Origin of the sequence: Chitinophaga sp. (assembly GCF_036569185.1) — a bacterium.
Classification (GTDB): Bacteria; Bacteroidota; Bacteroidia; order Chitinophagales; family Chitinophagaceae; genus Chitinophaga.
Window position 1 is genome coordinate 17,871 of sequence record NZ_DATCRD010000334.1, and the last position, 22,046, is coordinate 39,916.

The window sequence follows — 22,046 nt, forward strand, 5'->3', positions numbered from 1 at the left end:
GTCTCACACATCCTACAGGCAGAAAACTACTTCGCCATGAAAAAATATCTCACTTCACTATTGCTCAGCTGCCTGGTGGTATTTACCGCCACTGCCCAACAGGTAAGGGTTATTACAGGTACGGTAACAGACAGCCTGCTAAAAAGCCCCATTGCAAATGCAGTGGTTAGGGTAAAAGGAACAGATGTGTTAACCGCCACTGATAAAAAAGGGCAGTTCAGCCTGAAAACCGCCACCGGTAAGCTGATACTGGAAGTAAATGCTTCCGGCTACCCGGTTAAGGAAATAACGGTAAGCGCCGGGCAAAATAAACTGAAAGTGCAGCTGACCAGCCTGCAACCGCTCGACAAAAAAAGGAACCAGTATGTGATGCATGACAGGGTCATTCCCTCCAATGCTGCATTATCTGAAGTAGTAGTGGTGGGCTATGGCGCGCAAAAACGTATGTCTACGACCGGTTCAGTTACCACCATCAGGGGCAACCAGATGAGTTACGTACAAGCCCCTGTGCACAATACAGAAGACTACAGCCCTATTAATGAAAATATTTTCCATACAGCTACCGACCAGCCGCTAAGTACCTTCAGCATTGATGTGGACCGGGCCTCCTACAGTAACGTACGCCGCTTCCTGAACCAGGGTATGATGCCGGAACCGGATGCAGTAAGAGTGGAAGAAATGATCAATTATTTTGACTACCAGTATAAAGCCCCGGAAGGAAAAGACCCGGTAGCCATTTATACAGACATGGCCATTTGCCCCTGGAATACAAAGCACCAGCTGGTGCGCGTGGCATTGAAAAGCAAACAGGTGGATACCCGTAACCTTCCCGCTGCCAACCTCGTTTTCCTGATAGACGTTTCCGGTTCTATGTCTGGTGAAAACAGGCTGCCACTGGTAAAACGGGCCTTTGCCGTATTAACGGAACAGCTTCGCCCGGAAGACAGGGTGGCCATTGTAGTATATGCCGGCGCCGCAGGAGTAGTGCTCCCCGCTACCAGCGGCAGCGATAAGAAAAAGATCCTGGCCGCGCTTGAGCAGCTGGAAGCCGGCGGCTCTACTGCAGGTGGTGAAGGCATAAAACTGGCCTATAACATTGCCGGTGAATTGCATTCAAAAAACAGTAACACCCGTGTAATACTTGCTACCGACGGCGATTTCAATGTAGGCGTTTCCAGCGATGGAGAGCTCACCCGGATGATTGAAAAAGAAAGAGAGAAAGGCATTTCCCTTTCAGTGCTGGGTTTTGGTATGGGCAATTATAAAGATAATAAACTGGAACTGCTGGCAGATAAAGGAAATGGGAACTATGCCTATATCGATAATTTTGAAGAAGCCCGCAGAACCTTTGTAACGGAGTTTGGCGGCACGCTTTTCACCGTAGCTAAAGATGTAAAACTACAGGTGGAATTTAACCCGCAATTCGTACAGTCGTACCGGTTAGTGGGCTATGAAAACCGCCTGCTTGCCAATGAGGATTTCAACAACGATAAAAAAGACGCCGGGGATATGGGAGTAGGGCACACCGTAACTGCCCTGTATGAAATTATCCCTTCCGGCGGGAAAAACGAAGCTGTTAATTGGGTAGATCCACTGAAATACCAGCAGGGAAAAGTGATTGGTAATAAATCCGAGGTCCTTACCGTGAAACTGCGATACAAACAACCTGCCGGCGATCATAGTATCCTGATGGAAAAAGTGCTTCCCTACAGCAACCAGGAAATTACCGATGCACCGGAAGATTTCCGGATGGCCGCTTCCGTGGCAGCCTTCGGACAATTGCTGCGCCATTCTGCATTTAAAGGCACTGCCACATATGACCAGGTATTATCCTGGGCCGGCAATTCCAGGGGCACGGATGCGGAAGGCTACCGCGCTGAATTCATCCAGCTGGTGAAAAAAGCGATGCTGCTGGACAAAGAGTAGTTCCACTATTTTTCGGTATTTTGCGGCCTCAAAGGAACAACTCATGATTATCAATTTAAGTGAAACCAATTCATTGGTGGGAGAATGGTTAAGCGAGATCAGGAATATAGACGTTCAGCAGGACCGTATGCGTTTCCGCCGCAATATGGAACGGCTGGGAGAAGTAGCGGCATATGAGATCAGCAAAACACTGGATTATGAAGAAAAGGAAGTAACTACCCCCATGGGTATTGCTACCTGCCGGGTGCTGAAATCACAACCGGTACTGGCTACCATCCTGCGCGCAGGACTTGCACTGCACCAGGGATTGTTACACTACTTCGATAAAGCAGATCATGCATTTGTTTCTGCTTACCGGAAACATAACCACGACGGTTCTTTTGACATCAGCCTGGAATATGTAAGCACCCCTTCTATCGACGGGCAGGTGCTTATCCTTTCCGATCCCATGCTGGCCACCGGTTCTTCACTGGTAAAAACCATAGAGCACCTGGAGGAAATAGGCAAACCCAGTCATATACACCTGGTGGTAGCCATTGCATGTACCGTAGGTATCGAATATGTGCTGCGCAATACCAAAGCAAACCTCACCATCTGGGCAGGAGATATTGATGATGAGCTCACCGCCAAGGGTTATATAGTACCCGGGCTTGGAGACGCCGGCGACCTTGCTTTCGGAAATAAATTACAACAATAACATAGAATAATCGTTTTGCAGATAGCAGTTTTGTATCTTTAAAAAGAACAAAGCTGCTATCGCTTTTTTGTCAGATGGGATTTTTATACATGAATTTAATTTGATATGTGATTTAATTGCTGTACCTTCACCCGTATTGCATAACACCCTATGCTATAAGCTTAACTATATGAAAAGAGCTTTACTATTCTTGGCCATATTGCTTTATTTAAATCCACTGCGGGCGCAGGACCCGCACTTCTCGCAGTTTTTTGCGTCGCCGCTAACCCTTAACCCAGCATTTACAGGTTTATTTTCAGGAGATTATCGTTTATCCGGTAACTACCGGTCGCAATGGAGGAGCATTTCCACTCCCTTTGTAACAGGTACTGCAGCAATTGATTTCGGCATTTTAAAAAACGTGATCTCTTATACTGATATATGGGGGGTTGGCCTCATGGCAATGTACGACAGAAGCGGCGGAGGAGCCCTCACTTCCAGTTATCTTTCCTTCAGTACAGCCTATCATAAAGGGCTGGATCCCGAAGGAAATCATACCCTGGCCATCGGCCTTCAGGGAACGCTGGTGCAAAAAAGGATAGACAATACCAAATTGCAGTTTGAAAACCAGATCGATAACAACGGGTATAACCCAATGATTCCCAGTAATGAAACACTGGTGAATCCAAAAATATCTTACTTCGATCCCAACATCGGTATTTTATACAACGGTCTCATCGGTGAAGCATCCAATATTTACATGGGCGCTTCTTACTACCATATCACCCAACCTACAGAATCATTCATGAACCTTACCCAAAACCGGCTCAGCTACCGGTGGACGGTACACGGAGGAGGTTCTGTTCCGGTAAACGGGCAGGACAGGTTTCATGCCAGCATCCTCTATATGAAGCAAAGCACGGCCTCCGAATTCACCTTTGGTGGCGCCTACGGCTTTATGCTCAACGATATGGATGATAATCCCACCACCTTTTACCTGGGTAGCTGGTACCGGATGAAAGATGCCGTTATTCCTTATGTGGGCCTCGAAATCAAAGGCTTCCAGATAGGTCTTACCTACGACACCAACGTGTCCAGCCTGAAGCCTGCCTCCAACTACCGCGGCGGCCTGGAAGTTTCCCTTATCTACATTCATACCCGGAATCAAAACAATAAATATAAAACCCTCTGTCCGCGTTTCTAAGACAGCGATCTTCTTTTCAAAATCATTATCCTGATCCGGAAAAAATAGCAAAAGGAACATGCGCTATTCTTCCCGGATCAGGATAAATCATTTAAAATCATAACAATCATTGTTAATTTTGCGTTAGTTTCGCTACTCTTTCATATAAACCAGGAAAAACACACATTCAGTTACAATAAAATATTCAGGCGTTGTTTTCATTCAGAGAAGTACTGTCGGCGGTCCAGTCTTACGGAAAAGCCCATCAATTCATACTACAGCATAAGTTATGGAAATGGATCCTGATTCCGGGAGTCATTTATTGCCTGTTGTTTTTTACAGGATTTTACTTTGTATGGGGCTACTCCGGCGATTTTGTGGAATACCTCACCCGCCTGATGCACATCACAGAATGGGTACAGGACCTGGAAAGCAGCTGGCTGAGTTTTCTTTTTATCCTGGTAGCGTTTTCTATCCGGATAATATTCGTGTTCTGGTATTTCTCCTATTTTAAATATCTCTTCCTGATTGTGGCTTCCCCTGTATTTTCTTATTTATCTGAGAAGACAGAAGCCATCCTGGATCATAAAGACTTTCCCTTCAGCTGGTCCCAGCTGGGAGAGGATATCCTGCGGGGAATCAGGATGTCGTGCCGGAATATTGTTTACCAGACAGGCGCCATACTGGCCCTGTTACTGCTTTCTTTTATACCGGTAGTAGGCTGGATCACCCCGATGCTGGGTTTCTTTATTGAATCTTACTTTTACGGCTTCTCCATGATGGACTACAGTTGTGAAAGACACCGCCTGAATATGTCGGAGAGCATCCACTTTATCCGTCAGCACCGGGGTATGGCCATCGGCAATGGTATGGTATTTTACCTGTTTATGCTCATTCCTGTACTGGGTTGGATGCTGGCCCCCTCCTATGCTGTAATTGCGGCTACCATTGACTTACAAACAAAAAGACTGAAATAATGAGTACTACCGGCAACGTGTACCTGGTTCCTACTGTTTTGAGCGCCGATGCCCTGTTCAGTATTCCTGCTTATGTTACCGCTATCGTACAGCGGTTATCAGTTTTTTATGTGGAAAACGAAAGAACAGCCCGCAGGTACCTGAAATCGCTCGATAGAAATATTGTGATAGATAACCTGCAACTGCTGCCCATGAATGAAAACCAGGCGCCGGACCTGGTGCTCGCAAAAAAATTCTTGCTCGAAGGAAAAGACATAGGTATCCTCAGTGAAGCAGGATGCCCTGCCATCGCGGATCCTGGCCACCTCATCGTAAAACTGGCGCATACCATCAATGCCAGGGTGATTCCCATGATCGGGCCCAACTCCATGCTGCTGGCCCTCATGGCCTCCGGTATGAATGGCCAGAATTTCCAGTTTGTGGGATATCTGCCCGTCAAATCTCCCGAAAGAACAAAAATGATCCGCGACCTGGAACAGGAATCCGAAAGAAAAAGACAAACACAATTATTTATTGAAACACCCTACCGTAACAACCAGCTGCTGAAGGATATATTGGATAACTGTAAAGACTATACGCAACTATGCATTGCCGCAGATATCACGGCTCCCACAGAATATATTAAAACAAAAACGGTGAAGGAATGGAAAAAACAGCTGCCCGACCTTCATAAACGACCGGCCATTTTCCTGTTATACGCAGGTAAGGAATAAAAAAGGGGAATTACGATGCCGTAATTCCCCCGGTATTTTTAAGGCAGGTCCTGCCTCATTGGATCCTTGATAGAAATAATACTGTCTACAATAAAAGCACTGTACCCTCTCCATGGAATAGCGCCCAGGTACTCTTTGTAGTGAAGCTCCACCGTTTTTCCGCTGGCAGTCATCAGCTGCTGTGCAACCCTTTCGCTGCTCACGGAAAACTGGAATTCGTTCGACTGGATCGTACCGGCTACTTTCCCGCGGTATCCCGACTGGATTACTTTGCCTTCATAGGTTTTAAAGATGTATCCCTTCTGCACAAAATAATTCAGCTCTCCTGCTTTAACTCCCTGTCCGAAAACAAAGTAGTATTTGTAAAAGAAAATACCGCCCAATACCAGTATGATAATAGACACAATAATAAAGACAAACCGGCCCATAGTTAGTTTTTAGTGATGGATGATCAGAAATTCTCATCTACAAGATAAATGAAACCAGCCATACCAAACGCACCCAATTCAAGTTCTCTTTTATTCACTGCTTCAAATACGTCGTTTGCCGCATGGTGAAGATCAAAATACCGTTGGGAATCAGGAGAAAGCTCCGCCATGGGCGTACCCATCGCGGCGTTCAGCTGGCCTACATCCACACCTCCTCCAGGTTCATCGAAATCATAGATGCCATACGGCGCAAAAAGCGGCTTCCAGCTATCCACTTTTGATTTGAGGGCAGCGTCCATGGTAGTGGTGAAGCCCCTTGGCGTAAATCCGCCGGCATCGCTTTCCAGCGCAAAAACATGCTTTTCACCGCGGTTTTTGGCTACTTCTGCATACTTCTTACCACCGCGGGTACCGTTTTCCTCATTGGCAAACAGCACTACGCGCAAGGTGTGCTCCGGCTTCAGTCCCAATGCTTTAAAGGCACGCAGCACTTCTATGGACTGTACGCAACCAGTGCCATCATCATGCGCGCCTTCTGCTACATCCCATGAATCGAGATGCCCGCCAACAGTGATGTACTGATCCGGGTATTTACTGCCTTTCAGTTCGGCAATAACGTTATGCCCGATCGTATCTTTCTTCATTTCGCAATTGGTACGCAGGAATACGCTGGCGCTGTTATCATCCTTCAAACGCTGGCTTAAGCGGTCTGCATCTTCCAACCCTATGGCCACTGCCGGGATTTTAGGATAGGCGCTGTCGTACTGCATGGCGCCTGTATGCGGAAAGTTGTTGGCGCCGTGCGACATAGACCTTACAATCACGGCCAAAGCCCCGTACTTCGCAGCCCGGCTGGCTCCCTGGCCACGATATTTTACGGCGTCGCCATAGGAATGAAATGTTTTTATGAAGGTGGGATTGAAGTGATAGTTATAGAAAACGATCTTTCCCTTTACCTGATCCTTTTTAGCTTCCAGGTCGTCGAAAGAAGCTACTTCCAGTACAGGAGCAGTTATACCATCAGGGCCGCTGCCCACTGAATTGCCCAGGGCCAGCACTTCCAATGGTGGTATAAAATCCCGGCGTTTGGAGATAATACGGGCTTCTTCCTTCGCGCCCCGCACCCAATGTGGCACCATACACTGCTGGAGATAAACGGTGTCTGCACCGGCCGCTTTAAGCGCTTTTACGCCCCATTGCTCGGCTTTCACCATCTGGGGTGATCCCGCCAAACGGCCGCCTATCTGCTTTGTGAGCACCCGCAGGTTTTCATACGCGGTGCTATGGGTTAATACTTCATCGGCTAATTTCCTCAATGTTACTGAATCCTTCTCCTGCGCCACAGTCACGGCTGGCAGGGCACAGGCTAATAAGATTGGCACAATATAATTTCTCATCGGAGCAGGTTAATTTATGGTTAAAACTAATAAAAAAGTGGAAGGAGAAAAGCATAAAGGTGCCCGGGCGGTTAATTCCTGCGCTGACCGCCGCAGGCTACCGCTTATCCCTCTCTCCTATACATTATGTGATATCGTGTTGCTTTTTAGTACCTTTGCGGGATGCAAAAAATCAACTCATGCGCATAGGAATAGTATGTTACCCTACGTACGGTGGTAGTGGGGTGCTGGCCACAGAGCTGGGGAAAGCCCTGGCAGACAAAGGCCATATGGTCCACTTTATTACATATCAGCAACCTGTAAGGCTTAACGCATTTCACGCTAATATATATTATCACGAAGTTCAGGTGCCTACATATCCACTTTTTGATTTCCCTCCATATGAGTCTGCCCTCAGCAGCACCATGGTGGATGTTATCATTAACCAGAAACTGGACCTTTTGCATGTTCACTATGCTATTCCACACGCATCTACCGCCTACATGGCTAAGCAGATCGTGAAAAAGCATGGCAGAACAGTGCCTTTTATCACCACCCTGCACGGTACAGATATTACCCTGGTGGGTAAAGATAAAACCTACGAGCCGGTAGTTACCTTCTCCATCAACGAGTCGGATGCCATTACCGCCGTTTCTGAAAACCTGCGGGATGAAACCTATAAATCTTTCCCGATAGAAAAGGATATAGCGGTCATCTACAACTTCGTGGATACCCAACGCTTCAGCCGCCGGGAACTGCCTCATTTCAGGCAGGCGATTGCGCCCAACGGCGAAAAGATCCTGCTGCATGTATCCAACTTCCGTAAGGTAAAAAGGGTACCTGATGTGGTAAAGGTATTTGCCCGGGTACGCCAGGAGCTGCCGGCAAAACTGCTGTTGGTAGGCGATGGTCCGGACAGGCCCTCTATCGAATGTCTTTGCCGGGAATTAGGCATTTGTGAAGATGTAAGATTTGTAGGAAAACAGGAGCAACTGGAAGATGTGATGTCTATCAGTGACCTGTTCCTGCTGCCATCGGAATATGAAAGCTTTGGATTGGCGGCACTGGAAGCAATGGCTGCACGGGTACCGGTGATTTCCTCCAATGCGGGAGGCTTACCGGAAATCAATATCCCGGGGCAAACCGGCTATATGAGTAATGTGGGAGATGTGGAAGGAATGGCAGCCCATGCAATAAAACTGTTGAAAGATGAAGCCTTGCTGGAGCAGGTAAGACAGGGAGCCTGGGAACAGGCGCAACGCTTCCATATCGATAATATTATTCCTCAATACGAGGCTTTATACGAAGAAGTATTGCAAAAACAGGTACAGCTGCTCTAACGGGCGCGTATCCATTTTTCGGGATTCTGTTTCACCATGTTGCGATATATCTGTAATTCTATTTCCCCGGTATTGCTACCTGCACCCGGAGCGGCTACGCCCAGTGTTTGCCCGCGTTTTACAGAAGCTCCCTTGCTAACACGAACATCCAGTAATCTCACATAGTTGGTAAAATATTTTCCGTGGCGCAGGGTTACCATATATCCTGCGCCCGGTACCATGAATACCATAATTACTTCCCCGTCAAAAATGGCTTTCACTGCGGCTCCCCTGGCAGTAGCGATGATAGTGCCATTGTGATCCACTTCAATTTTCCCCACCCTGCCGGCGCCAAAATGACCAACAACACGGCCAGCATCTACCGGCCAGGGCAAGCGGCCCCGGTTTGACTCAAAATCGCGCGATAACGTAAGTGCCTCAGGAGTGGCTACCAGCGCATCTTCACTGGAAGTTTTCTCTACCGGGGCTTCCTCTTCTTCCTTCTCTTCTTTCTCTGTTTTCACTGGTAATTTTTTTCCTGCTTTTTTGGCGGCAGCAATAGCAGCCCTTTTACGGGCAGCGGCCAGTTCACGGCGACGGGCGTCTGCCGCTTTTTTACGGGCCAGCGCCTGTGCTGCAGCTTTCTTCTGAGCCGCGGCTATTTCCCGCCTGATGGCATCCTGGATGGCCCGGTCTACCTGCCGGGCCTCAGCCTTACTTTTATTAATACGCTGCTGCAACTCCTGTTCCTGGTCTTTCAGCTGGGCAATGGCCTTATCTGCTTCTTTCTTATCTTCCAGGAGATCTGTCCGCTCCCGCTGCTCCGTTTGCAGCGCCCCTGTTTTCCTGGCCTTCTGTTGTTGCAGGGCTACCAGTTTCTCTCCAAGCAATACTTTAGTAGACAACAAACTTTCTGCATCCCGTCGCCTGTTTTCACGATATTGCTGCAAGTACTGATAACGGCGGATAGCGTCATTAAAACTGGTGGCCGAAAAAAAGAAGTTCAGCACACTGTAGGAGTCACGTGTTTTATAGGCATAAACCACCAGCTGTGCATATCTTGCCCGGAGGGAGTCCACCTCCTTTTCCAGCGTTTGTACATTACTGTTAGTATTGCTGATATCTCCTTCTATTAAACTGATTTCATTGTTGATATGAACAATCTGGGCGTTCCGGGAAGAAATTTTCTGCATTAGTTCCTGTTGCAGGGCTATATTTTGCCGGGTGGATTTCTTTGTTTGCTGCAGCGCTTTATTGGCTTCTTCTATTTCTTTCAATAACTCCTGTTTACGGTTTTCCAGTGCCGCGCGCGATTGCTTACTACCCCGCTGAGCATGCAACAGCACAGGCAGTAGCCATAGAGCCATCAAAAGAGGGATCAACTTTCTCAAAAAAAATGCATTTGGTTAGTAAGCGCAAAGCTGAAAGCATCCTTAAATACTTCCAGCTTTATCTCGTATAGTTTCAGCTATTTTACATTATCTTCTCCGGATCCACTGCTCAGGATTCTGTTTGGTAATACCTTTCCATATCTGCAGTTCCACCTCACCGGTATTTTCAATATCGTTGGTGCTGGCTGTACCAATTACCTGGCCCGTTTTCACATTATCCCCTTTCTTCACCCGGGTAGTTTGCAAACGTACATAGGTAGTAAAGTATTGTCCGTGACGGATAATAATTACATATCCTGAACCTGGCATTACCACCACCGATTTCACTTCACCGTCAAAAATAGATTTCACGGCGCCACCTTTATTGGTAGCAATCACGATACCATCAGAAGGCACCTGGATATGCTCCATCACTGCATGCTGGTGAATACCAAAATGCTCAATGATATTACCGGCATCAACCGGCCATGGCAGTTTACCGCGATTGGCTTCAAAACTTTCAGACAATGCCAGTGCTTCGGGAGTAGCTTCCAGCACGTTTTCTGTGCGGGCCGCCGGTTTCTCCGGTTCCGGCGCCGGTTCCGGTGTTTTTACCGGAGGCGCTGGTGCTGGCGCCGGCGTATTGGCGGCGTTGTTATTGTTATTATTAGCGGCGGCAGCGGCCTTTGCCCTTTCCGCAGCAGCCAGTGCAGCGGCTTTACGGGCTTCTTCCTCCCGTCTGCGTTTTTCTTCTGCAGCTTTACGACGGGCAGCTTCTTCTTCCGCAGCCTTACGGCGGGCTTCTTCTATTTCCCGGCGGATTACCGCCCTGATGGCCAGTTGTACCTTCTGGGCATCCTTCTTACGCTGGTTAATATCTGCTACCAGCTCTTTCTCACGTCCCTTCAGTTTATTCAGTACTTCATCTTTCTCTTTCTTATCTATTTCCAGTGTATTACGCTGTTCCTGCTCTGTTTTCAGTGCATCTGAACGTCTTAACCGTTGTGACTCCAGGTTCTGTATCTTTTGATTCAGCTGTTCCTGTGTGGAAACGATATTATCTGCCTGGCGGCGGCGGTATTCACGGTATTGCTTCAGGTACTGAAAACGTTTTACGGCATCATTAAAACTTTCTGCAGAAAATACGAAGTTCAGCATATCATAAGAAGAACGGTTCTTATAAGCATAGATCACCAGTTGCGCATACTGGGCCTTCAGTGTGTCCAGGTCTTTCTGCAGCGTTTTCACATCCCGCGCAGCGGTATTAATATCCCCGTTGATAAAATTAATCTCCTCATTGATATTATTGATCAAACGGGTACGCAGCGTGATCTTGTCGCGCAGTGCCCGGAGCTGGCCAAGACTTTCTTTAGTAGATTTCTTGGTTTCCTTTAATTGTTCATTTGCATCATCTATTTCTCTTTGCAGCTCCCTCTTTCTTCGCTCCAGTTCTTCCCGCGATGGTTGTTGCTGCCCATTATTCTGGGCAACCAATATGGCTGGCAGTAACCATAGCATCAACATAAACGGGATAATCTTCTTCAAATACAACATGACTAAATTTAGTAACTGCAAATTAAATAAATATACAACGTTTATTAGTTTAATGAAGGCGACATTTACTCAATTAACATTTTACATACGCTTATAGCTGGCGGGCATGCTGAATGGAAAAGAGAGTGGCACATCAAAATCGTACCGTGTAAAATCGAGCGCTACTTTGGTAACGTTCTTTTCTTCAACATAAATACGGCGGGTGGTAGGGAATTTGCGGCCGGCTACTTTAGTATAGTCGCCATAGGTAAGCTCACACGACCGTCTGCCGGCGCCTGTGCTGTCTTTATCCATCACTTTGCTTTGCTGTAATCCGTAGTCATCGGCAAAAACATTGAAGAGACTGATAAACTTTGCATGATCACAACTGAAGGAGATGATAGCTGGTGTTTTTACTACCTGGTAAACGGAATCAGTAAGATACACCGGGTTACCGATCAGCATATCCTGCAGGGTGCTGAAATCAAAAGGAATATTCAGCAGCTCTTCCGCATCCGACATCTTCCGGAGAAATAACTGTTTGTCCAAACGGTTATACATTTTAAGGCTATCCGGTGTGATCACCGCCCTGATCACCTCATCTACAATCGGGGCAGAAACGGATATCCATATGATGCTGTCTTTTTTTATGCGGAAAGTAGCATTCAGGTTATTATGGCTCTTCTTGTCTGTTTCAAAAGCCAGCTTCATTTTACCGGAAAAGGTATTGAACTCAATATGATTGGCGTGGATACCCTTCAGCATTTCGTTTGTAAAACGGGTTAATTCCACGTTTGAGGAGCTGTCGCCCCCGAGGGTTACCTTATTTGTATCAGCTGCAGGGAACGTGCTGCGTGCCAGTTTCCTGGGATGCCGGCAGGCCATCATTCCCAAACCGGTGATTATAATTAAAAGTGTGACTTCTATTTTTTTCTTCATTGAGCGATGACTTATAGCAAATGCTTATTGAATATATCTTTTTTCAGCGATCTTACGGGCCAGGTCTACAGAGGATGCTCCCTTGTCTTTAGCCATCTGCCAGTATTCCACCGCTTTTGTAACTTCTTTCAGATTAAACAGGATATCACCATAGTGCTCCAGCACATTTGGATTCTTCTGTGCTTCCGGGTATTGCAATGCCTTTTCAATCCACACCTTTGCTTCTGCAAACTTTTCCTGGCGGAAAAGGATCCATGCATAAGTGTCCATATAAGTAGGGCTTTCCGGTTCCAGTTCCAGCGATTGTTTCGACATTTCTGCCGCTCTGTCCAGGTTTTCGCCTCTTAAAGAAAGATAGTAGCTGTAATTATTCATGATCAGCGCATCTTTCGGACGTAGCAGCAAAGCACGTTCATAGCTGCTGTCTGATTGCCGGTGCTGCCCGGTAGCATGATAGGAGTCGCCCAGCAGCGAATAAATATCTCCCAGGAATTTCTTCTCTCCATTACCTATTTCCAGTGCGGTGTTCAGCGCACTGATGGCGCCGGGGTACTGCTGCAGCAGGAAACTGGCTACTCCTTTAAAATAGTAGCCCATAAATTCTTTTGGGAATTTGCCGGTTACGTTATTGCTGAGCGCCAGTAGCGCAGTGGGATCATCTTTACGGGAATAGATCCACATCAGCTGATACCATACAGAGAAACGGCTGTCGTCAAGGCTCAGGGCCTTTTTGTAGCTTACCTCTGCACTGTCCAGCATATCTGCCTGTGAAAACATATCCCCTCTGAGCGCATATGCTTTTGCATCTGCCGGATGTGCTTTGATGATGAGGGAAGTGAGCTGTAATCCTTCATCCAGCTTAGCCGTATCCGTATTCATCATTTGCAGGTACGGATATACATACGCCACCTTTTCATCAATACTGTAACCCGGGTTGGCAAATGCTTTGGTAAGATTATTCCAGTAGGTAACCGTGTCATTATTTTTCTTTGCGTAAGATGCCAGCGCGATGAGAGCCCTGGGATTATCAGGATCTTTAGACAGGATGGTTTGATATACGGCTGCCGCTTCGGGTATGCGGTCGTTTGCATCGTATATCTCTGCCAGCAGGTAATAGTACCTGATCTCCCCTGGTTCCTGGCTGATCAGTTTCTTAATTTCTGCTGCCGCTTCATCCACCATACTCATCTTCAGCAGCAGTTTCTGCTTCTGGTAAATAAGTTCTTCCACCACGCCCACCTTTTTTTCCAGCTGTTCAAATACCGCAAGTGCAGAGGCAGGCTTATTGGCTTTTGCCAGTAAAATTCCTTTGTTATAAAGATAATCTTCGTTATCGGGGTATCTTTTGGTAAGACCTTCAAACACGTAGGCCGCACTATCAAATTTCTCATTCACTGCATAGGCGTCTGCCAGCGTTACCTGGAACCAATGGTTCTGCGGGTCAAGCGCAGCAGCGCGGCGGGCAAAGATGAGCGCGTTACCGGCATTCTGTACTTCTATAAAAAGACGGGCTAATTCGTAGTTAACGGTGGCGTTATTTTTATTCAGCCGCAGATAGTCGGCATACTGGGTGATAGCCGTGCGGTAGTCGCCCAGCATTTTGGAGCGCTGCGCAGCAAAGAAGAGGCTATCCGCCCGCTGTGCCAGCACAGTAGAATTATTAATGGTGGCGTTTTTGCGTGATGCTGATTGTTTGGCACCACTACAGGCTCCCATTAATAACATCCCAGTTAGCCCTATAACGGTGAAGTATATCCGCATTTATCAGGATTTACCGGTATGTCCAAATCCCCCCACGCCTCTAACAGTCTCTGTCAGCACGGTTACCGGTTCTATGACCGCCTGAACAAAAGGAGCAATAACCATCTGGGCAATACGGTCGCCAGGTTGTATGGTTTGCGGTTCGTTGGATAAGTTGATCATAATAATCTTAATCTCCCCGCGATAATCTGCATCTATCGTGCCAGGCGTATTCAGGAGCGTAAGTCCCTGCTTAATGGCTAAACCGCTACGGGGGCGGATCTGCGCTTCATAGCCAGCAGGCAGTTCCATGAACAACCCGGTAGGGATCAGCATCCTTTCCAGCGACTGCAGGGTCACTGCTGTTTCCAAATGTGCGCGAAGGTCCATTCCTGCCGCATCTGCCGTTGCATAGGCCGGTAATTCATTACCCGACTTATTGATTATTTTCACAATGATATCCGCCATTGAACAAAGATATTTTAAAATAATTATGAATGGTGAATTACTGGGTGATGTGCTCCAGCAATACCACCGCATGTGCGGTAACTCCTTCCTCGCGGCCTACAAAACCCAGCTTTTCAGTGGTAGTGGCCTTCACAGATACATCTTCTACACCCACATGCAGGATTTTTGCAATCACCGCCTGCATTTCAGGTACATATGGTTTCACTTTCGGCGCCTGCAAACACAAAGTACTATCTACATTCACCACCTGGTATCCTTTCTCCCCTATCAGCTGTGCGCACCGGGCCAGTAATATTTTACTGTCGATATTCTTGTAAGTGTTATCAGTATCCGGGAAATGTACTCCGATATCTCCCAGGGAAAGCGCTCCCAGCATCGCATCACAAATGGCATGTAACAATACATCGGCATCGCTGTGCCCCAGCGCCCCTTTATGATGCGGCACCAGTACCCCTCCCAGCCAGAATTCCCGGCCTTCTGTCAGCTGATGGAAATCTACTCCCAATCCTATACGTATCCTACTCATATTTGTAATAATTAAATCATTTTGCCAATCCGCAAGGTAAGGCAATAAATATAAAAATCCCCCCGTTTTGCGGAGGGATTCAATTGTTTCAATCATTTATATAATTAAACGACTAAATATGTGTTACCATCCTGTACGGCTTTCTTCGTCTCTCGGCCCCAGGTCGAACGTAAGTGTAAACCGCAGGGTGTTGGAAAGCGGGTTACGCTGGATTCCTGAGCCTGAAGGCACCAGGTAGGAAAAGTTAAGCCCGAAAATATCATACTTAACGCCGATACCAGCTGTAAAATATTTGCGGTTACCCTTGTTCTTATTTTCATTGAAGTAACCGGCCCTTACTGCAAACTGCTGGTTATACCAGTACTCCATACCAACAGAATACATCAGTTCCTGCAGCTCTTCCTTAAGGGGCGCATCACCAAAAGAGCTGAAGATCCCTTCCAGTGTACTTTTCTCTTTATATAATCCGGCGGTATCCGGGGTAGGCACCAATAGTTTATTGATGTCCAGCGCAAATGTAAGCTGGTTGGCTTCATCCAGCGCTATGGTGTAGGCAGTACCGATGCCCAGGTTAGTGGGCAGGAAGTCTTTATTGGCGGCCGAACTGGTATAGGAAATTTTGGTACCGATATTTGTAATAGCCAACCCTACATTCAGCCTGTTTACCAGGCCATCATCTTTCTCAAAATCCTTGGTATAAAATCCGGACAAATCGGCGGCAAAGGCTTTACCCGGCTTAATGCTCACGCTACCGTTGCTTTGCCCGCCAGCCAGGTTGGAATAAATATAACGGGCTGTTAAGCCTATGCCGAAATGATCAGACAGTTTACGGGCATACCCTGCGTCCAGCGCAAATTCACGCGGGCGGAAATCACCTGTAGGCATACCGGTAACGTCCGTAAAGTTGATCGTTCCAAGAGAGAAATATCTTAACGAACCGGAAATGGCCTGCTGCTCATCCAGCTTTGTGTAGCCGGATACTGTAGCCAGGAATACATCGTTTACCAGTTCTTTTAACCAGGGTGTATAAGTTACTGACAAGCCACCATTCTTTTCAGCAAATGGAAGTTTGGACAGGTTGTTATAGATAGAAGATGCATCCGGTGATAGTGCCACTCCCACGTCGCCCATGGCTCCACTGCGTGCATCCGGTGTAATTCTCAGAAAAGGCACCGCGGTATTGATGGTGTTGGTACGCCCATCTGTTTGCCCAGGGTTAGGAATTTGCGCTGAGGTTTGTAAACTTATGAAAGTGCCGTAAATGAACACAAGGCCCATTGTTACCTTTCGGATCATGCAGAATTTGTATTTGATAAGGATGTAAAAATAATCTTATTTATTAATATAACATACAAAGGGGTTTATTTGGGATAATGGTAAAAATTATTTCCCGGCATAGCCTACAATAACATCAGCTTACCACCCTTTACGCTCGTACCCGTGGAAGTTTTGATTGTTAGCCTGTATACGTACAGTCCTGTGGATAGTTTTGCTCCCGAATCATTACGACCATCCCAGGGCATGCCCTCAAAACGACCAGCGGTAGAAATTATTGTGCTACGCATGGTTTTTACCAGTCTTCCGGCTAATGTAAACACCTGTAATGTAAGCTCCAGCTCCTCTCCCTGGCGGTTATGCAAAAAAGAAAACCTTGTTACATCATGAAAAGGATTCGGAAAATTCCTTACATCATCTACAGCCAGCACGCCCTGTTCGGCCACTTTGAAATAAATAGTTGCTGTAGTCTCATTGTTCCATGAATCCCATACCCTGACCGTAATTTTATGTTCTCCAGTTGACAATCCCTTTAATGGGAATAGTACACTACCTTTCTTATAGCTGTCCAAAGATGCCCCAAAATAATCATTTAACACAAAATATTCTGTACTATCCAGAATTGCTGTCAGCAGGTGAAGGTCATTATTACCTGAAATATTGATACCGCTGCTGTCTGCCAGATCTATTATGAGTAAAGGATCAGGCCCGGTGATATCCCCGCTCCTGAAATTACGGTTATCAAGCCAGGCGCTTATTGCCGGACCGGTAACATCAGCCACCGGTGGAGATGCCTGCCCTCCGATAGTGAAATTATCGAAATAGCCATTACCATCCAGCCGGTCGTTACTGGTATAATAACTGATCTTTCCTTTACCATTGCCTTCCCTGGCATCAGCCGGGGCCATAAATGTAAAAGAAAACCTGCCCCCGCTCACTGTCTGGGTTCCCTGGAACAACACATTCTGCTGCACCGGGTATGCAGCCACCTGGCTGCCGGCGTCATTGCCTCTGGTTTTCAACAGGGCCGGCTGATCATATACAGTGGTATAAAGAACGCCGTTGTAACCTGACGCCGGGTTTCCCTGAGCGTCTGCTATATGTCCTTTCACGGTGTAGATGCCAAGGCCCTTCACCGTATCGGGTAATCCCGTAGTTGGCTTCCCATTAACGGAGTCGGTGATTACCCGGTAGGTGGGAAATGCCAGGGTGAGCGCCGGATCTCCCAGCAGCTGGAACTTCCGGTTATTCACTGCATCGGCAGAACTGTTGTACGTGAGATTCTTGGCCAGCATGGCAGCAGTACCCAGGGCAGGCATGCGCCCATCGGCAGATGGTGTGAAAGCCACTTTGAAATAGCTGGCGTTCATCAGCTGGTTAGAGGCGGCAAAAACCGCCCGGGTGGTAGTCATCAGTGCAATAGCCCCGCCTGTATGCTGTAATAATATCTTATGTCCCAGCGAGGTGATGCCCGGATCGTCATAAGGCGCAAAATCGCAGGTGGCTGTAATAAACAAAGGAAGCCTGTTTTCATTGTGCCAATCACTGATACTGGCAGCATCCACTATATTTTCCGCGGCCAGGCGCGCATTGCTGCCATGACCGGTATAATTGAGTATCAGCGTACCCTTATTTATCCTGGCGGCAATGGCTTTATTTACTTCCGGGTAAATTGCACCTGAGCTTCCCGTTTCCTGGGGATAGGCGTCTGCATAGATCTTATCTGTATTCATCACCCGTGCACTGCTCCATAGAATATCTCCCATTTTCTCTGCATCTTCAAAATGCAGGTTATCATCTTCATCATCGGCCAGCAGTGTTACCTGGTTACGCCAGGCGCCAAATGCCGCCGGCTGCCGGTATCGCAGGATCTTATCCACTGCCAGCCTGGCTTCCGCTTCATTGCGTGCAGGGATGCGGCCGATACCGATGTCCAGCAGATCCGGCTTGCCTGTGCCGGTAATATCCCCGCCATCTTTCAGGATGCCAAAATAATCGTCGGAAACATAAGACCGGATGGCATCAAGAGAAGCCTCACTTTGCCAGGAGGGAATATCGTTGGTATTATTTTTAACCCGCTGCCGGTAGTCGTAGGAGGCGGCGCCAAACAACAGCAGGTACCGTGGGGCCGGGCCCCGGTCGTAAAACATTTTTATATAATCCCTGATGGCGGTAGGATCCGGCGTGCCGGATGCAAATTCCTGGTATACCTGGTCGATAGTGGTTACCTGCACCATCAGCTGGTCTTCCACCCTGTGCATGGCAGCCAGGCGTTCTGCCTGCGGCAGCAGTCTGCGGGTGGTCACAATGATCATATCGGCCGGGCCGTTGCCATGCAGGTCCTGGTTGGGCACTGTTCCCGCGAAAGCAGGTTTCCCGGCCGCCGCAGCGGTAAAGGCAATGTACTCATGAAGCCGGTCGCTTTTACCGGTAAATAACAGTGAATCCCCCTGCAGGGTGGTTTTCATTATCACGGGTTGCAGGGGATCGGTAACATCCCAGATATACGTTTGCGCGTTGGCGTTATGCACCGCAAAACGGGCAGGTAGCCCGGAACCTGCATAGCGGGCGCTGCGGAAACCGAGCATACCTGAGGCAGGCAATACCGGCGCACAACGTGCCTGTATTTCCAGGTAGTCCAGCCATCCCCGGTCATTGATATTTCCTGGTAAAAATTCTACTCCTATTTCCAGCGCTGCCTGATCCGTGTTTGCACCGCCGGTAGCTATAGCCGCTGTAGCTACGCCCTCAAAAATATTGCCTGTAACAGGCAGCAGGTACATATTGGTTATTGCGGCCGCTTTGTTTACGGTGGCGTTGAAATTGCTTCCACTACTGCTCCTGGCTGCAGCCCGTATGCTGACCCACACTTTTCCTTCCGGGGCTGCCGGCAGTTTAAAGCCGTAGCTGCGGGTAAGCCCTGTTACTTTACTGAATTCCTGGCCCCACCATTGTTTGCCGCTGTTCAGGAAATTAATGCTGTCCTGTTCATAAAAGTCATGAAAGTCGAAGTTATATTCCGACACTGCAGCTACCGGCTCATCGCCGGCAGCGATTATCCTGAGCCCTGTTCCGGCTGTGGTGATGTAATACCAGGCGGTATCGGCATACAGGTTCCGCTGGTGCGTAAACGTTTTGGTACTGCTATTATACAACCAGCGATGTGGCCCGGGGGCGTAAAAAAGGGCATAGTCGCTGCCATCCAGTACACCATCGCCCCCGTCTTCCATATGCAGGGCCACTTCCGGAAGGTCGTCGTAACGCGGTGCGGCATTGGGCTCCCCAAGCATTTGCCCCCCGTTGCCATATAACCGAAGCGCGGTGGAGCGCAAACCAGTGATGCCCAGGGTTTGCAGGAAGGCGGCGTCTATTCTATAAACACCAGGGGCGCTGATACCTATTTTATACCAGCTGCCTGTTGCCAGCACTGAATTTTTTTTATAAGTCCGAAGGCTGCTTTGGGCATATATTTCCCCCTTCTTAAAAAAAGAAAGCAGGAACAGGATTATAAAAATATAACTGAGTTTCATTACCTTAATCGCAGTTTTTCGGCCGGTTGATATAGAAAGACCCTTATCAGCGGGAACGATTGGCAGCAAATTACAAATTAATTTTTTTCGCCATAAAATAAAAAAGAGTACATTTGCGTTTACTGTAAATATACTAGACTAAAGCTGTATCGCATGCGTAGATTAACCTCTTTATCATTGCTCGTAGGTACCAGCGTAATGCTATCCATGAGTGCCTGTCATAAGGACGGCGGGGGACTTTTCGGTAAGAAGAAGCAGGCTTCTTCCGCTACGGGCTGGAACTATAACGACCAGAAAATGGGCGGTTTCAGCGTAGCAAAAAACGTGAACCAGCAAACTGGTCCGGGCCTTGTTTTTGTACAGGGTGGTACATTCGCCATGGGGGCAACGGAACAGGATGTAATGGGCGACTGGAATAATATTCCGCGCCGTATTACGGTTTCCTCCTTCTATATCGATGAATCTGAAGTAGCCAACGTACATTACCGTGAATATCTTTACTGGTTGAACCGCGTATACGGGGAATCATTCCCTGAAGTATACCGCAACGCAATGCCGGATACCCTTGTATGGCGTAGTGAGCTGGCCTACAACGAGCCGCTGGTGGAATATTATTTCCGTCACCCTGCTTATAACGACTATCCTGTAGTTGGCGTTACCTGGAAACAGGCTACCGACTACTGTAAATGGCGTTCCAACCGTGTAAACGAAAAACTGCTGATGGATAAAGGGCTCCTTTCCAAGGCAGATGTGAACAACCAGTCGGACGACAACACTTTCGACACAAAATCTTACACTGCCGGCTTATACGAAGGTACTCCGGGTAAAATGTCGAAGAGTGCGAAAGATCAATTCAAAAATTCTGATGGTACTCCCCGTAATGCCGCTTTTGAAGATGGTATCATGTTACCCAACTACCGCCTTCCGACTGAAGCAGAATGGGAATATGCCGCACTGGGTTATATAGGTCAGAACCCCGGCCCTTCCAAAAAAGAAGGCAAACATGGGGAAGAGCTGATCATGAACAAACAGGTTTACTCCTGGGGCACCAACACCAGCGGTTTACGTGATATCCGCCGCGGTACCATGCAGGGCCAGTTCCTGGCCAACTTCAAGCGTGGTTCCGGTGATAACATGGGTGTGGCCGGTGGCTTGAACGACCGTGCTTCCATCCCTGGTCCTATCCGCTCCTTCTACCCTAACACATTCGGCATCTACAACATGTCCGGTAACGTGGCTGAATGGGTACTGGATGTATACAGACCACTCAACCCGATCGATGGGGAAGACTTCAACTACTTCCGTGGTAATAAATTCCAGACTGTTTACCAGAACGAGAATAAAGAGTTTGAAAAAGACAGCCTTGGCCACCTGAAAATGCGTGACGTTACAGATGAAGAAAGCGCCAACCGTCTTAACTACCAGAAAGGAGATGTGATCAACTACCTCGATGGTGACTCTCTCTCCCAGGTAGAATATGGCTATGGCATCACTACCCTGATCAACGATAAATCACACGTGATCAAAGGTGGTAGCTGGAACGACCGCGCTTACTGGCTTTCACCAGGCACCCGCCGTTACATGCAGGAAGATATGGCCACCAATACCGTTGGTTTCCGCTGCGCAATGGACCGTGTAGGTAGCCCTGAAGGTAACAAGTTCAAAACAGGTAACCTGTTCAAGAAACAACGCCAGAAACGATAGTGCGGAGGGGATCGCCTTCGGCGATTGTCTTGGAACACTGATTACGCTGATTATAATGATTAGTTTGATTTTATTTTTTAGTGTTTGAAATAATTAAGGGAGATATAAGCAGATTGCTTTTATCTCCCTTAATCTTTTATAAAATCCAAAGAACAAAATCAAACTAATCATTATAATCAGCGTAATCAGTGTTCCAAGACAAAATCCGCGCGCTAAACAAACGATAAATGCGGGTACTCCGCTTTCAGTATCGCCTTATCATCGGCGCCCAGCCAGCCGGATAACAGGGTGGCATACACGCTTTTGAAGTCCACCTGGTATTGCAGGTCCCCGTCTTTCAGGTTAAGCAGGTCCGGGCCGTTG

At 47.6% G+C, this 22,046-nt stretch carries 17 protein-coding genes; 7 read left to right on the forward strand and 10 right to left on the reverse strand.

Annotated elements, in window-relative coordinates; all coding sequences use genetic code 11:
• Positions 1-36 precede the first annotated feature (36 nt).
• The 5 genes from VIM72_RS25530 (at position 37) to VIM72_RS25550 (ending at position 5,475) form a co-directional block, all read left to right on the forward strand.
• Complete coding sequence (locus tag VIM72_RS25530) at positions 37-1,926, forward strand: vWA domain-containing protein (RefSeq protein ID WP_332005653.1); 1,890 nt, start codon at positions 37-39, stop codon at positions 1,924-1,926.
• Between the two features lie 43 nt (positions 1,927-1,969).
• Positions 1,970-2,623: a uracil phosphoribosyltransferase gene (upp, locus tag VIM72_RS25535; protein ID WP_332005654.1), complete on the forward strand. Its 654-nt coding sequence runs from the start codon at positions 1,970-1,972 to the stop codon at positions 2,621-2,623.
• 169 nt (positions 2,624-2,792) lie between these two features.
• The gene (locus tag VIM72_RS25540; protein WP_332005655.1) at positions 2,793-3,806 is read left to right on the forward strand and encodes a PorP/SprF family type IX secretion system membrane protein; all 1,014 of its coding nucleotides are present in this window, start codon (positions 2,793-2,795) and stop codon (positions 3,804-3,806) included.
• A gap of 191 nt (positions 3,807-3,997) precedes the next feature.
• Entirely contained in the window at positions 3,998-4,762 is a 765-nt protein-coding gene (locus tag VIM72_RS25545; RefSeq protein ID WP_332005656.1) for an EI24 domain-containing protein, read from the forward strand.
• The gene (locus tag VIM72_RS25550; protein WP_332005657.1) at positions 4,762-5,475 is read left to right on the forward strand and encodes an SAM-dependent methyltransferase; all 714 of its coding nucleotides are present in this window, start codon (positions 4,762-4,764) and stop codon (positions 5,473-5,475) included. The genes VIM72_RS25545 and VIM72_RS25550 overlap by 1 nt, the downstream gene beginning before the upstream one ends.
• Positions 5,476-5,513: 38 nt before the next feature.
• Here the strand turns inward: VIM72_RS25550 and VIM72_RS25555 are convergent, their stop codons facing one another.
• A complete protein-coding gene (locus VIM72_RS25555) occupies positions 5,514-5,903 on the reverse strand; it encodes a hypothetical protein (protein ID WP_332005658.1) in 390 nt (129 codons plus the stop codon).
• Between the two features lie 23 nt (positions 5,904-5,926).
• The gene (locus VIM72_RS25560) at positions 5,927-7,300 is read right to left on the reverse strand and encodes a M20/M25/M40 family metallo-hydrolase (protein WP_332005659.1); all 1,374 of its coding nucleotides are present in this window, start codon (positions 7,298-7,300) and stop codon (positions 5,927-5,929) included.
• Between the two features lie 179 nt (positions 7,301-7,479).
• Here VIM72_RS25560 and bshA point away from each other — a divergent pair, with 179 nt between their 5' ends.
• The gene (bshA, locus tag VIM72_RS25565) at positions 7,480-8,619 is read left to right on the forward strand and encodes an N-acetyl-alpha-D-glucosaminyl L-malate synthase BshA (protein ID WP_332005660.1); all 1,140 of its coding nucleotides are present in this window, start codon (positions 7,480-7,482) and stop codon (positions 8,617-8,619) included.
• On the opposite strand, the gene VIM72_RS25570 is transcribed toward bshA, so the two are convergent.
• The 8 genes from VIM72_RS25570 to porU form a co-directional block, all read right to left on the reverse strand.
• Positions 8,616-9,965, reverse strand: coding sequence for a murein hydrolase activator EnvC family protein (locus VIM72_RS25570; protein ID WP_332005661.1), 1,350 nt, complete (start codon positions 9,963-9,965; stop codon positions 8,616-8,618). The two genes, bshA and VIM72_RS25570, sit on opposite strands and share 4 nt — an antisense overlap.
• A gap of 111 nt (positions 9,966-10,076) precedes the next feature.
• Positions 10,077-11,513 carry a murein hydrolase activator EnvC family protein gene (locus VIM72_RS25575; protein WP_332005662.1) on the reverse strand — a complete coding sequence of 479 codons (1,437 nt, stop codon included), beginning with the start codon at positions 11,511-11,513 and terminating at the stop codon, positions 10,077-10,079.
• 90 nt (positions 11,514-11,603) lie between these two features.
• The gene (locus VIM72_RS25580) at positions 11,604-12,440 is read right to left on the reverse strand and encodes a DUF4292 domain-containing protein (RefSeq protein ID WP_332005663.1); all 837 of its coding nucleotides are present in this window, start codon (positions 12,438-12,440) and stop codon (positions 11,604-11,606) included.
• 24 nt (positions 12,441-12,464) lie between these two features.
• Positions 12,465-14,201 (reverse strand): tetratricopeptide repeat protein, encoded by a 1,737-nt coding sequence (locus VIM72_RS25585; RefSeq protein WP_332005664.1) that lies wholly within the window; start codon positions 14,199-14,201, stop codon positions 12,465-12,467.
• A gap of 3 nt (positions 14,202-14,204) precedes the next feature.
• Positions 14,205-14,648 (reverse strand): dUTP diphosphatase, encoded by a 444-nt coding sequence (gene dut, locus VIM72_RS25590; protein WP_089889304.1) that lies wholly within the window; start codon positions 14,646-14,648, stop codon positions 14,205-14,207.
• Between the two features lie 37 nt (positions 14,649-14,685).
• Positions 14,686-15,174 (reverse strand): 2-C-methyl-D-erythritol 2,4-cyclodiphosphate synthase, encoded by a 489-nt coding sequence (ispF, locus tag VIM72_RS25595; RefSeq protein ID WP_332005665.1) that lies wholly within the window; start codon positions 15,172-15,174, stop codon positions 14,686-14,688.
• Between the two features lie 123 nt (positions 15,175-15,297).
• The gene (porV, locus tag VIM72_RS25600) at positions 15,298-16,470 is read right to left on the reverse strand and encodes a type IX secretion system outer membrane channel protein PorV (protein WP_332005666.1); all 1,173 of its coding nucleotides are present in this window, start codon (positions 16,468-16,470) and stop codon (positions 15,298-15,300) included.
• A 104-nt stretch (positions 16,471-16,574) separates the two neighbouring features.
• Positions 16,575-19,979, reverse strand: coding sequence for a type IX secretion system sortase PorU (porU, locus tag VIM72_RS25605; protein WP_332005667.1), 3,405 nt, complete (start codon positions 19,977-19,979; stop codon positions 16,575-16,577).
• 153 nt (positions 19,980-20,132) lie between these two features.
• Between porU and VIM72_RS25610 the strand changes: the two genes are divergently transcribed.
• A complete protein-coding gene (locus VIM72_RS25610) occupies positions 20,133-21,683 on the forward strand; it encodes an SUMF1/EgtB/PvdO family nonheme iron enzyme (RefSeq protein ID WP_142685592.1) in 1,551 nt (516 codons plus the stop codon).
• The last annotated feature ends 363 nt before the right edge of the window (positions 21,684-22,046 follow it).